This is a genomic window from Aromatoleum toluclasticum ATCC 700605 (assembly GCF_000378245.1).
In the GTDB taxonomy this organism is placed as follows: domain Bacteria; phylum Pseudomonadota; class Gammaproteobacteria; order Burkholderiales; family Rhodocyclaceae; genus Aromatoleum; species Aromatoleum toluclasticum.
In genome coordinates, this window is the sequence record NZ_KB899495.1 from 231533 (window position 1) to 243998 (window position 12466).

The 12466-nt window shown below is 67.9% G+C and carries 11 protein-coding genes; 8 read left to right on the forward strand and 3 right to left on the reverse strand.

Annotation, left to right across the window (positions count from 1 at the left end):
• Nucleotides 1-90: 90 nt before the first annotated feature.
• Nucleotides 91-1230: a phosphotransferase family protein gene (locus F464_RS0110520; RefSeq protein WP_018989768.1), complete on the reverse strand. Its 1140-nt coding sequence runs from the start codon at nucleotides 1228-1230 to the stop codon at nucleotides 91-93.
• A gap of 461 nt (nucleotides 1231-1691) precedes the next feature.
• Between F464_RS0110520 and F464_RS0110525 the strand changes: the two genes are divergently transcribed.
• The 8 genes from F464_RS0110525 (at nucleotide 1692) to F464_RS0110560 (ending at nucleotide 10130) form a co-directional block, all read left to right on the forward strand.
• Nucleotides 1692-2381: a carboxymuconolactone decarboxylase family protein gene (locus tag F464_RS0110525; protein WP_018989769.1), complete on the forward strand. Its 690-nt coding sequence runs from the start codon at nucleotides 1692-1694 to the stop codon at nucleotides 2379-2381.
• A complete protein-coding gene (locus F464_RS0110530) occupies nucleotides 2378-4513 on the forward strand; it encodes a 3-hydroxyacyl-CoA dehydrogenase NAD-binding domain-containing protein (protein WP_018989770.1) in 2136 nt (711 codons plus the stop codon). Before F464_RS0110525 ends, F464_RS0110530 begins: the two co-directional genes overlap by 4 nt.
• A 51-nt stretch (nucleotides 4514-4564) precedes the next feature.
• Nucleotides 4565-5767 (forward strand): acetyl-CoA C-acyltransferase, encoded by a 1203-nt coding sequence (locus F464_RS0110535; RefSeq protein ID WP_018989771.1) that lies wholly within the window; start codon nucleotides 4565-4567, stop codon nucleotides 5765-5767.
• 128 nt (nucleotides 5768-5895) lie between these two features.
• Nucleotides 5896-6693, forward strand: a complete 798-nt coding sequence (locus tag F464_RS0110540) for an enoyl-CoA hydratase/isomerase family protein (RefSeq protein ID WP_018989772.1) — start codon at nucleotides 5896-5898, stop codon at nucleotides 6691-6693.
• A 21-nt stretch (nucleotides 6694-6714) separates the two neighbouring features.
• On the forward strand, nucleotides 6715-7050 hold the full coding sequence (locus F464_RS0110545; protein ID WP_018989773.1) for an EthD domain-containing protein: 336 nt from the start codon (nucleotides 6715-6717) through the stop codon (nucleotides 7048-7050).
• A 25-nt stretch (nucleotides 7051-7075) separates the two neighbouring features.
• Entirely contained in the window at nucleotides 7076-7873 is a 798-nt protein-coding gene (locus tag F464_RS0110550; RefSeq protein WP_018989774.1) for an SDR family NAD(P)-dependent oxidoreductase, read from the forward strand.
• Complete coding sequence (locus F464_RS0110555; RefSeq protein ID WP_018989775.1) at nucleotides 7866-9401, forward strand: class I adenylate-forming enzyme family protein; 1536 nt, start codon at nucleotides 7866-7868, stop codon at nucleotides 9399-9401. The genes F464_RS0110550 and F464_RS0110555 overlap by 8 nt, the downstream gene beginning before the upstream one ends.
• Nucleotides 9402-9488: 87 nt before the next feature.
• Complete coding sequence (locus tag F464_RS0110560; RefSeq protein WP_018989776.1) at nucleotides 9489-10130, forward strand: TetR/AcrR family transcriptional regulator; 642 nt, start codon at nucleotides 9489-9491, stop codon at nucleotides 10128-10130.
• Here F464_RS0110560 and F464_RS0110565 read toward each other — a convergent pair whose 3' ends face one another.
• A complete protein-coding gene (locus F464_RS0110565; RefSeq protein WP_018989777.1) occupies nucleotides 10131-10817 on the reverse strand; it encodes a carboxymuconolactone decarboxylase family protein in 687 nt (228 codons plus the stop codon).
• A gap of 88 nt (nucleotides 10818-10905) precedes the next feature.
• Nucleotides 10906-12411 carry an aldehyde dehydrogenase family protein gene (locus F464_RS0110570; protein WP_018989778.1) on the reverse strand — a complete coding sequence of 502 codons (1506 nt, stop codon included), beginning with the start codon at nucleotides 12409-12411 and terminating at the stop codon, nucleotides 10906-10908.
• Between the last annotated feature and the right edge of the window lie 55 nt (nucleotides 12412-12466).

The window sequence follows — 12466 nt, forward strand, 5'->3', positions numbered from 1 at the left end:
CAGGGGCTCGCCGCCGCCGGAAGTGGCCGCCGGCCGCGAGTGGAAAGAGGGCCGTGTCGGCGCCGCCGCCGTGCCGGAACCCCGCCCGTTTCAGAAGCCGCCGCCCCCGTTCGCGAACCGCCACGCCGCCTTCGCCAGGGGACGGAGATTGGCCGTGATTTCCTCGGCATTGGCCGACGCGGCGTTGCCTTCCTGCAGGCGGAAGGCGATGCCCTGCAGGATTGCCGCAGTGCGGAACAGGTTGAACGCGCGGTAGAAGGGCAGCGTCGCATCGACCTTGAAGCCGGTGCGCTCGCCATAGCGCCGGATGTATTCCGTCAGTGTCGGGATCCCCAGCGCCGCGAGATCGGCGTCCTGCAGCGTGCCGCGCGCATCGACACCGGGCGGTCGGTACCACTCCATGGTGTGATACATCAGGTCGCCGAGCGGATGCCCGAGCGTCGACAGCTCCCAGTCCACGACGCCCACCACCCGCGGTTCGGTGGGATGGATCAGCAGATTGTGGAAGGAGTAATCCCCGTGGATGATCGACGACAGTCCGTCTTCTTCCGGCACGTTGGACGGCAGCCAGGCCATCAGCCAATCCATTTCGGGAATCGTCTCGATGCGCGACTGGTCGTACTGGCGCGACCAGCGCGAGATCTGACGCTCGAAGTAATTCCCCGGGCGGCCGAAATCCGCCAGACCGAGCGCGGCGTAATCGACCTTGTGCAGCCGCGCAAGGGTTTCGTTGGCCGAATCGAACACCGCCGCGCGCTCCTGCGGCGTGAGGTCCGGCATGCGACAGTTCCAGAAGATCCGCCCCGGCACATGGCGCATGACATAGAACATGCTGCCCAGCACCTCGCGGTCCTCGCAAAGCGTGAAAGGCTGCGGCACGGGGAAGCCCGGAATGCGCGACAGGGCGTCGATGACGCGGAATTCGCGGTCCACCGCATGGGCGGATTTCAGCAGCACGCCAGGCGGCTGGCGACGCAGCACGTACTTGGTCTGCGGCGTCTCGAGCAGGTAGGTCAGGTTCGACTGCCCCCCCTGGAACTGCCGCACCGTCAGCGGCCCGCGGAAATCCGGCAGATGCCCGCGCAGCCAGTCGTGCAGACGCCCTTCGTCGATCCGGGCGACCTGGCGGATCTCGCCCACCTCGCCGATATAGGCCTTGGGCTCGACACCCGTGGGCGACTCGCCGAGCACGGCATCCAGTTGTATCGCGCTGTTTGCTATTTCACCCATGGCATTCTTTATCCGTCGTTGGCACCGCGAGGATGCGAATTGGCGCTACCCAGGATCTCCGCGTCGTGGACACAGAAACCCGCGTTTTTCTTTTTTCGCCCCCCGCCTGCCGGGGCCGTTCGACTACGCGGTCTGGCCGCATAAATCGCCCGTACGTTCGGTCGATCCACACCCCGCATGCGGGCAGGGCAAAGCACCAGCTGTCCGGAGAAAGGTTATCGACCGACCGGTCGGCTGTCAACATGAAAAATGCGGCCCGCGTTGCGCCGCGTTCCCGACGAATCCCGGACGCCATCTGGTCATTGACACTCGACCGCCCGGTCGGTAGGCTTTTACGCGAAGGGACTTGTCCAACCTGCTGCAGACTGCCAACCTGCCGTGATCGACCGCCGGACGTAGCCGTCCGGCACGACGGCGGCAGCGCTCCAGACTGCAGCCGACCACACACCCGGGAGACCAAGGTGACCGAACCGAATGCCCTGCTCCAGTCGGAGCTCCTGAAACAACTCGCACCCTTCACGCGTTCGGGGTACGCCCTGTTCCGCGAGGTGATCGAAACCGATGGAGCGCTGCCCGCGAAACTGAAGTGCCTGCTCGCCGCGGTCGCGGCCTGCAACCGCGGCTACCGGGAGCTGGCGCGCAGCGAACTCGAACGCGCGGCAGCGCGCGGCCTGCCGCTCAATGAGGCGGCCAGCGGACTGATCCTGCTGAGCAGCCTGCGTGGCGAAGGTGCGGCGCTCGCCTTCGACGCCCTGCTCCATGCCGTGTATCCGCAGCAACCGGCGACCGTGCCGGATGCGCCGCTGGTGCGCGCCAACCCCGGCGAAGCCGAGGCGAACTTCAAGGCCTACTTCGGCACCATCCCACCTGCGCTGGCGACGCTGCTCAGGCTCGCACCCAAAGGCGCGGACGGCTATTTCCTGATGCGCAAGGGCACCATCGACTGCAACCAGCTCGACCGCAAGGCGGCCGAGCTGATGCTGGTCGCCGTCCTCGCGTCCGACTACAGCCCGATGGCGGCCACCCACATCCGCGCCGCGCGCGCGGTCGGCGCGAGCGACGAGGAACTGGCCGAGGCCATCCTGTGTGCAGTCCCGTGCGCCGGCATCGCCGCGTGGATGGGGGCAGGCGTGCTGCTGGAGGCCCAATGAGCGCCCCCGCCGAAGGCGGCGTGCCGCAGGCCGCGCAGCGCCCTGCCGTGGGCTATGCGCTGCATGGCGACATCGCCGTGGCGACCGTCGACAATCCGCCGGTGAACGCGCTGAGCCTGGCCGTGCGCAGCGGTTTGATGGCCGCCATCGGGCACGCGCTCGCCGACCCGCGGGTGCGGGCGCTGGTGATCATCGGCGGCGGCGCGACTTTCGTCGCCGGCGCCGACATCAACGATTTCGGCAAGCCCTACGAAGAGCCGAGCCTGTACGCGATCATCGACGCGCTGATGGCCAGCTCCAAACCCGTGATCGCAGCAATCCACGGCAGCGCCTTCGGCGGCGGCCTGGAACTCGCGCTGGCCTGCCAGTGGCGCATCGCCAGCCCCGACGCGCAGATCGGCCAGCCCGAAGTGAAGCTCGGCCTCATGCCCGGCGGCGGCGGCACGCAATGGTGGACGCGCCTGGCCGGCCCCGAGGTCGCCCTCGCCGTCACCACCGGCGGCCATCCGGTCGCCGCCCGCCAGGCGCACGAATGGGGCGTCATCGACCGCATCGCGTCGGGCCCGCTGCTCGAAGACGCGCTCGCGATGGCGCAGGATGTCGTCAGCGGCACCCTGCGTGCACGCCGGCTCAGCGAGGCGACCGACAAGATCCGCGACGTCGATCCCGCGCTGTTCGACGCATTCCGCGAGAAGAACGCGCGCAAGTGGAAGGGCCAGCTCGCGCCGAGGAAGATCGTCGACTGCATCGAGGCCGCCTGCCGCGTCAGTTTCGCCGAAGGTTTCCGCCTCGAGAAGGAGGCGTTCCGCGAGTGCGAGCACAGCTACCAGTGCCGCGCGCTGATCCACCTGTTCTTTGCCGAGCGTGCCGCCGGAAAGCTCCGCGACGCGTCCCGCGCGACGGCGGCGCCGGTGCGCACTGCCGGCGTGATCGGCGCCGGCACGATGGGAGCGGGCATCGCGATGAGCTTCGCCAATGCCGGCATCCCCGTGACCCTGCTGGACACCTCGGAGGAAGCCCTCCTGCGCTGCATGAAGACCATCACCGCCAACTACGCCACCTCGGTGAGCCGCGGCAGCCTGCCCCAGGCGAAGGCCGACGCCGCGCTCCAGCGCATCCAGACCGCCACCGGCTGGTCGGCGCTGGCGGACGCGGATCTCATCGTCGAAGCGGTGTTCGAGGACCTCGCCGTCAAGCAGGACGTGTTCAGGCGCCTCGACGGCATCGCGAAACCGGACGCCGTGCTCGCCACCAACACGTCGACGCTCGACGTCGATGCCATCGCCGGCGCCACCACTCGCCCCGACCGTGTCGTCGGCCTGCATTTCTTCAGCCCCGCCAACGTCATGCGCCTGCTCGAAGTGGTGCGCGGGCCCCGCACCGGCGCAGCAGCGCTCACCACCGCGCTGGGCGTCGCCAAGACTCTGCGCAAGATTTCCGTCATCGCCGGCAATGCCTACGGCTTCATCGGCAACCGCATCCTCGGCGCCTATGGCCGCGAGGCCGATTTCCTGCTGGAAGAAGGCGCCACGCCAGCGCAGATCGACCGCGTGCTCACCGACTTCGGCTTCCCGATGGGCCTCTTCGCGATGCGCGACATGGCCGGCCTCGACGTGATCTGGCGCATCCGCCGGCAGGAAAACCTGACCCGTCCCGCCCACCTGCGCTACTCGCCCATCGCCGACCGCATCTGCGAGATGGGCCGCTTCGGGCAGAAGACTGGACGCGGCTACTACCTCTACAAGGGGCGCGAGGCGATCCCCGACCCGGAAATCGAGACCCTGATCGCCGGCGTGTCGGCCGAGCTCGGCATCGTGCGCCGGGACATTCCCGACACGGAAATCCTCGACCGCCTGCTGTGCGCGATGGTCAACGAAGGCGCGTGCATCCTGGAGGAAGGCGTGGCACAGCGTGCCGGCGACATCGACGTCGTGTACGTGAATGGCTACGGCTTCCCGGCCAGCCGCGGCGGCCCCATGCAGTGGGCCGTCGAGACCGGACTGGCGTCGGTGTACCAGCGCGTGCTCGCCCTTCATCGGCAGCACGGCGAGTACTGGACGCCGTCGCCGCTGCTCGCGAAGACGGCCGCCTGCGGGCAGGACTGGGACGGCGCCGCCGCGCCTGCCCCTTGAACGCAACATGACGAACCTCAACCCACCAACCACTAACAGGGAGCGCACAAGATGCGTGACGCGGTAATCGTTTCCGTCGCCCGCACCCCGATCGGCAAGGCCTATCGCGGTGCCTTCAACAACACCCAGGGCCAGGCGCTGGCCGGCCACGTCGTGCGCGCCGCGCTGGACCGCGCTGCGGTCGAGTCCGACGCCGTCGAAGACGTCGTGATGGGCTGCGCAATCCAGCAGGGCACGACGAGCTTCAACGTCGGGCGCCAGGCCGCGCTGCGCGCCGGCCTGCCGACGAGCGTGCCCGGCATGACCATCGACCGCCAGTGCGGCTCGGGCCTGATGGCGATCGCCACCGCCGCGAAGCAGATCATCGTCGACGGCATGAACGTCGCCGTCGCGGGCGGCGTGGAATCCGTGTCGCTGGTGCAGAACGAGCACTACAACATGTTCCGCATCCAGGACCCCGTGCTCGACGAACGCGTCCCGGCGCTCTACATGTCGATGCTGGAGACGGCCGAGATCGTCTCCCAGCGCTACGGCATCAGCCGCGAGCGCCAGGACGAATACGCGCTGCGCTCGCAGCAGCTCACCGCGCGGGCGCAGGCCGAAGGGCGCTTTGCCGAAGAGATCGTGCCAATGGAATCGGTCATGGCACGTTTCGACAAGGCCAGCGGCAGCACTGTGTTCGAGACGGTGAGGCTCGATCGCGACGAAGGCAACCGCCCGCAGACCACGCTCGAAGACCTCACGAAGCTGGAGCCCGTGTTCAAGGGCGGCCAGGTCCTCAAGGAAGGCCGCTACGTCACCGCCGGCAACGCCTCGCAGCTCTCCGACGGCGCCGCCGCGCTGGTGCTGATGGAAGCGGGCGAAGCGGCACGGCGCGGCCTCATCCCGCTCGGGCGCTATCGCGGCATGGCGGTGGCCGGCTGCAACCCCGACGAGATGGGCATCGGACCCGTGCTCGCGGTACCGAAGCTCCTCGCGCAGGCGGGCCTCAAAGTCGAGGACATCGACCTGTGGGAGCTCAACGAAGCTTTCGCGTCGCAAGTGCTGTACTGCCGCGACACGCTCGGCATTCCCGACGAGCGCCTGAACGTCTCCGGCGGCGCGATCGCGGTCGGCCACCCCTACGGCATGTCCGGCGCGCGCATGGCCGGCCACATCCTGCTCGAAGGCCGCCGCCGCAAGGCAAAATACGGCGTCGTGACGATGTGCGTGGGCGGGGGCATCGGCGCCGCGGGCCTGTTCGAGATTTTCTGAAAACACGGCATTGACAAATATCGTTGCCGTGGTAAGGTTTCACTTAACCGACCGACCGGTCGGGTGCTAAATGAAGCCCGGGGCCAGCCCGGGTTCGGATTGAAATTCACACAGGAGCGGACACAGTCATGGAATTGGAAAAGGACGTCATCCAGTACGAAGTTGCCCCCAACGGCATTGCCACGATCTGGCTCAATCGCCCGCACAAGCGCAACTGCGTCAGCCCCCAGCTGCTGAAGGAACTCGAGAAGGCGGTCGACCGCGCCGCCGAGGACAAGGAAGCCCTCGCCGTGGTGTTCCGCGGCCGCGCCAACACCTTCTGCTCGGGCGCCGACCTCGACCTGCTGGTGAGCCCGGTGCTGCAGGAGACGACCACTTCGCTGCAGCTCGCGATCGACTCGGCGCGCACTTTCGACAAGATCTTCAACATGAAGAAGCCCACCATCGCCGCCGTCGAAGGTTTCGCGGTGGCCGGCGGCTTCGAGCTGATGATCTCCTGCGACTTCGCCCTCGCCGCCAATGAAGCCAAGATCGGCGACTTCCACATCCGCCGCGCGCTGTTTGGCGGTGCGGGCCCGATCTACCGCCTGCCGCGCATGATCGGCATGCGCCGCTCGAAGGAGCTGATGCTCACCGGCAAGCTGCTCACCGGCGTACAGTGCGCCGATTGGGGTCTGGTGAATGCCGCCGCGCCGCAGGCCGAGTTCGACAAGCTGATCCAGGACTTCTGCGCGCCGCTGATCGACAAGAGCCCGTTCTGCATGTGGATGACCAAGATGGCGCTGAACCGCGGCCTCGACGCCGATACGGATTCGCTAATCACGCTCGAGACCATGACCTGCAACGTCGTCCATCACTCGGAAGACGCGAAGGAAGGCGTGCGCGCCTTCCTCGACAAGCGCGCTCCGAAGTGGACCGGCCGCTAATCGACGGAGGCAGATAGGGATATGTCAGCAAGCCTGGTCATCCTGGCGACCCGCCCCCCGGAGTGGTCGCGCGAGCAATTCACCACCTGGTGGCGCAGCGAGCACGCGGACTACGCGAAGAAGCTCCCCGGCCTCGCCGCCTACCGCCACGGCGAGGTGACGTTCGATTACGATCATCCGGAAGGCCCCGCCTGGGATGGCCATGCCGTGCTGACCTTCCCTTCGCGCGAAGTGCTCGATGAGGCACTGCGCTCCCCCGAGTGGGCCGCCGCGGTGGCCCACGTCGGGCGGATGAAAGGAAAACGGATCGCCCTGATCAGCGAGGAAGTCGACCTCCTCGCGACACAGAACGCCTGAAACCCGGCATCGCAAGGACAACAAGGTGAGCGAAAACTTCACCCCGGGCTTCGTCGCCCGCCAGTTTCGCCTCGACGGCAAGGTCGCGCTGATCACCGGCGGCCGCGGCGCGCTCGCCGAGGCCATCGCCGCGACGCTGGCCGATCTCGGCTGCAGCGTCGCGCTGGCCTCGCGCCACGAACAGGAATGCGCCGACATGGCGGCGAGCTTGGCCGAACGCTTTGGCACCAAGGCCATCGGCCTGCGCTGCGACATCGCCAAGGAAGAAGAAGTCGAGGCGGCCGTCGCTGCGACCGTCGAGCGCCTCGGTGGCCTCGACATCCTGATCAACAACGCGGGCGCCTCGTGGTGGGGCCTGCCGGAAGAGATCCCGCTGTCGGGCTGGCGCAAGGTCGTCGATGTGAACCTCACCGGCACCTTCCTCGCCTGCCGCCACGCCGCGCGCCACATGATCGGCAAGGGCGGCGGCTGCATGGTGAATATATCGTCGGTGGGCGCGTTCCTCTCCTACCGGCCGGACGCCGGCCAGGTCGTGCCCTACACGACGACCAAGGCCGCGATGGTGCACCTCACCAGCGACCTCGCCGCGCAGTGGGCGCACCACGGCATCCGCGTGAACGCCGTCGCCCCCGGCTCGATCGAGACCGGCATGACCGAAACGCTCACCGAAGGCATCCAGCAGAAACTCCTCGACGGCATCCTGCTGCACCGCTTTGGCAAGCCCGCCGAAGTCGCACCGACCGTCGCCCTGCTCGTTTCCGAGGCCGGCAGCTTCATCACCGGCCAGACCTTCCTCGTCGATGGAGGCCAGTCGATTGCCTGAACGCAGCCCCACCCCATTCAGCGCGGACGGCCTGACCTGGACCGACGCATCGCTGTGGCGGCAGTTCTCGGCGTTGGCCGAAGCCGCCCCGGATGCGCTGGCCGTGGTCGGCGCCGACGGACGCCGCTGGAACCGCGGCGAACTCCGCACCCTAGCGCAAGCCGTCACCGCAGCCCTGCTCGCGGCCGGCGTGCGTCCGCACGACCGCGTCATGCTGCAGGGGCGCAAGACCGCTCCGGTGCTCGCCGCCGCGCTCGGCATCTCCGCCGCAGACGCGATCATCTGCCCTTACACGCCGGACCTCGGCGCCGCCGAGCGCACGGTGCTCGACGAACGCCTCGGCCATGCCGCCGTGATCCGCGACAGCGACGGCGATCCCATCCCCGGCGTGCCCGGCCTGCACCTGCGCTATCGCGGGCCGCAGGCGCAGCACGGCATCGACGAACGCGATGTGCAGACGGCGATGATCGGCTTCACCTCCGGCACCACCGGCGTGCCCAAGGGCGTGATGCACTCGTCAGCGGCGATGAACTACACGGTGCGCGCCTGCGAGCAGATCGCCGCTCTCGCGCCGGACGACGCCATTCTCGGCGTCGTGCCGCTGGGCAGCGCGCCCGGCTTCACCTTCACCGCGCATTTCTCGCTGGCCCTCGGCCATCCGCTGGTCATCGTGGATCCGTGGGACGCGCTGGAAACACTGAAAAGGATCGAGGAATACGGCTGCCGCTGGGGCATCTGCGTGCCCACGCACCTCGCAACGCTGGTCGAAGTGGCCCGCAGCGGCCGCTGGACACGGCCCAGCCCCCTCAGGGCGCTCGGCGTCGGCGGCAGCGCGATGACGCCGGAGCTGATCCGCGATGCGAAGGACCTGCTCGGCATCAGCGCGCTGCGCATGTTCGGCATGTCGGAATGCATGGGGCACGCCTCGACCCGCCCCGCGGATACGCCGGAGCGCCTGAGCCACTCCGACGGCAAGCCCTTCCCCGGCACCCGCGACGAAGCCTTCGACGGCGACCAGCGGCTGCTGCCACGCGGCGAACGAGGCCAGGCGGGCGTGCGCGGACCGTCGCTGTTCCTCGGCTATTGCCGCGGCCTGGGCGACCAGGAATACCGTCTCACCGCTGACGGCTACTTCCTCACCGGCGACGAGATCATCTGCGATGCGGATGGTTACCTCAAGGTCGTGGGGCGCATCAAGGACCAGATCATCCGCGGCGGCTACAACATCGACCCCGCCGAGGTCGAGGCGGCCCTGCTGCGTCATCCCGCGATCGCCCAGACTTCCATCGTCGCGGTGCCCGAACGGCGCCTCGGCGAGCAGGCCTGCGCGGTGTGCGCGATCCGCGATGGCTATGCGGCGCCCACACTGGACGAGATCAAGGACCACCTCGCAGCGATCGGCCTGTCGAAGAAGAAATGGCCGGAGCATTTGCTCGTGGTATCGGATTTCGTGTATACGACAACCGGTAAGATCGACAAGAAACGCCTGTCCAGGATGGTCGCATCCGAGCTGGGTCTCGGCGGGTAGCCCCACAGAAGGCGGGTCGACAGCGCGGGGCGGCAAATCCGGAATCCGTCCCGCGGCAACACTTCACACGGGATTCACGGGAGTCATATGAAAAGTCCAGTCAAGCCGGCGGAGCCGCCCAAAAAGAAGCGCGCCCGCACCACGACGGCGGCACATGACGAAAAGCGGCACGACATCATCGCGGCCTGCGCCTCGCTGTTCGACCGCGTCGGCTACCACGGCACCTCGATGCAGATGCTCGCGGACGAGGTCGGCCTCGGCAAGCCGACGCTGTATCACTACTTCGCCAGCAAGGGCGATATCCTCTACGAAATGCACCAGCTGCACATCGACGCGATGATCGGCGGCCTGCAAGGGGACCCGCAGCAGGGCGAGGCGCAGCCGGCCGAGCTGCTCGAACGCGCCTGCACCTCGACGCTGCGCGAGATCGCGCTGCACCCCGGATACGTGCGCGCCTTCATGGACCATTACGCCGAACTGGAGGACAAGCAGCGCGCCGAGATGCGTGAGCGCCGGCGCGAGTACTTCACGCGCATCACCAACATCATCCGCGACGGGATGAGCAAGGGTCACTTCCGCGAGATGGACCCCGAGCTCGCCACCCTCACCTTCGTCGGCATGTGCAACTGGGCCTACAAGTGGTATCCGCGCATGGCGAATGAAGTGCCGCCGGAGAAAATGGCCAAATCCATGTGCCAGTTGCTCCTGGACGGCTTCAACAAGCGTTGATCAGGCCGGCGCATCGATCGCGGTCGCGCCGCTGACCCACCCCGACAGACCGCTGGTCGCCACGGTGCACACGACCGCCTCGGCGATTTCCTGTTCGCTCGCTCCCGCGGTGCGCGCCCCTTTGATGTGCACCGCTGCGAGCGGGCTGTAGTCCGCGACCAGCACGGCCACCAGCAACAACTCCGAGTACTTCGGTCCGAGCCGCGTGCCGTTGATGGTGCCCTCGCGCATCAGGTAATACGCATCGGCCCCCAGCGGCAGCAGGCTGGCGAGCTTCCCCAGCGAGGGCGGCATGGAACCGAAATATGCGAGGAAGTTCTTCTCGGCCTCGCCGGGCGCCACATCGATCTCGCGCAGCGGCTCCTCCCCGCCCGTTTCGCCGGGATAGACGGCCTCCAGCGCATCGATGAAGGACAGCGCAGCGCCCTCGCCGCGCACGCTGCTGAGCACGATCGCCGCCGACGACGCCTCGTCGAAGCTCAGGCCCAACTCCTTCGCGCGCGCAAGCTCGCGCGCCGCCATTTCGCGGTAACCCTTGGTCGTCGCCGCCACCGCGACGAACAACACTTTGATCCTCGCCGGCAGCGCGCCGTCCTCCTCGATCACCCGCCTGAAGCGCGCATAGCCGCCCAGCGTGAGCGGTGCGATGCGCCGGAGCAGCGGCGAGCCCAGCAACCGGTTTTGCATGGTCACAACATCCCCCCGAAAGAAAGATTCAACGCGGGTGCCGCGCGTCAAGACCGGCACCCGCAAAGGCCGAACGGGCCCGGGACGCCTAGTCGAGATTGAACCAGACGCTCTTGACGTGCGTGAACTCCTCGATCGACACCGCGCCCAGACTGCGGCCGAAGCCCGAGGCTTTCACGCCGCCGTAAGGAACCGATGTCTCGTTGAGCTGGTAGGTGTTGACCCACACGGTGCCGACTTTGAGGCGCTGCGAGGCCCGGTGCGCACGTACGACATCGCGCGTCCACACGCCTGCGGCGAGGCCGAACTCCGTGGCATTGGCGATCGCCCAGGCCTCGTCGTCCGAATCGAAGGGAATCACCGCCATCACCGGGCCGAAGATCTCTTCCTGCGCGATGGCCATGTCGTTGCGCACCCCGGTGAAGATGGTGGGCTGGAAGAAATACCCATCGGCATCGTGCCGCCGGCCGCCGAGCGCGACCGTCGCCCCCTCGGCCCGGCCGATCTCCACGTAGCGGCTGACCTGGTCGAGCTGCTGCTGCGAGATCACCGGACCGACGTGCGTATCGGCGTCGAAGCACGAGCCGACCTTCAGCGCCCGCGATGCCTCGACCATGCGCGCCACGAATTCGTCGTGGATCGAACGGTGCACCAGCACGCGCGATCCGGCCGTGCAGATCTGCCCCGAATGGCCCCATACGGCCCACGCCGCCGCCATCGAGGCCCGTTCGATATCGGCATCCGCAAAGACCAGCTGCGGACTCTTGCCGCCGAGCTCCAGCGACACGCGCTTGAGGTGCGCCGCCGCGGCCGCCTGGATGCGCTTGCCGGTCGCCACCGAACCGGTGAAGCTGATCGAATCGACTTCCGGATGGTCCACCAGCGCGGCGCCGACCGAGTGGCCGAGCCCCTGCACGACGTTCACCACGCCTGCCGGCACGCCCGCCTCCAGGCACAGCATGCCGAACAGCAAGGCCGTCAGCGGCGTCTGCTCGGCGGGTTTGAGCACCACCGAGTTGCCGCACGCGAGCGGTGCAACCACCCCCAGCGGCACAGCCGACGGAGCGTTCCACGGCATGATCACGCCGCACACGCCGATCGGCTCGCGCACCTGCTGCACGACCAGATTCGCGCCGGTGGGCGACATCGCCCCCTCGATCTTGCTCGGCCAGCCGGCATAGTAGTTGGTGACGTCGATGCCGAACTGCACGAAGAAAGGCGTCTGCGCGCGGATGATGCCGCCGTCGAGCATGTCGAGATCCATCAGCACCTCGCGGTGCTCCTCGAGCAGCGCGCCGAGGCGTCGCAGCACGGCCTCCTTCTTCATCGGCGGTAGGTTGCGCCAGCGGCCGTCCTCGAAGGCCCTGCGCGCCGCCTGCGCCGCCCGGTCCGCCTCCACCGCACCGCCCTGCGCCACGCGGACGAACTCCAGGCCGGTGTTCGGATCGATGACCGGCATTGTGGCGCCGTCGGCAGACAGCACCAGCTCGCCATCGATCAGATGGCCGAGCCGGGTCTCCGTCAGAAAGCGCCGGGTCTTCGGCGACAGGGCGTGACCGCCGACCGACGCCTTCCCGCTAACCGCATCATTCATGCTCACTCCTCCAGTCGTCGTACGAAATGGCCGGACCCGCCCCGTTGCGTGCGCG

Coding starts and splice junctions, on each gene's coding strand:
- F464_RS0110520 (WP_018989768.1), bottom strand. CDS start 1,230: ATGGGTGAAATAGCAAACAGCGCGATACAACTGGATGCCGTGCTCGGC.
- F464_RS0110530 (WP_018989770.1), top strand. CDS start 2,378: ATGAGCGCCCCCGCCGAAGGCGGCGTGCCGCAGGCCGCGCAGCGCCCT.
- F464_RS0110535 (WP_018989771.1), top strand. CDS start 4,565: ATGCGTGACGCGGTAATCGTTTCCGTCGCCCGCACCCCGATCGGCAAG.
- F464_RS0110540 (WP_018989772.1), top strand. CDS start 5,896: ATGGAATTGGAAAAGGACGTCATCCAGTACGAAGTTGCCCCCAACGGC.
- F464_RS0110545 (WP_018989773.1), top strand. CDS start 6,715: ATGTCAGCAAGCCTGGTCATCCTGGCGACCCGCCCCCCGGAGTGGTCG.
- F464_RS0110560 (WP_018989776.1), top strand. CDS start 9,489: ATGAAAAGTCCAGTCAAGCCGGCGGAGCCGCCCAAAAAGAAGCGCGCC.
- F464_RS0110565 (WP_018989777.1), bottom strand. CDS start 10,817: ATGCAAAACCGGTTGCTGGGCTCGCCGCTGCTCCGGCGCATCGCACCG.
- F464_RS0110570 (WP_018989778.1), bottom strand. CDS start 12,411: ATGAATGATGCGGTTAGCGGGAAGGCGTCGGTCGGCGGTCACGCCCTG.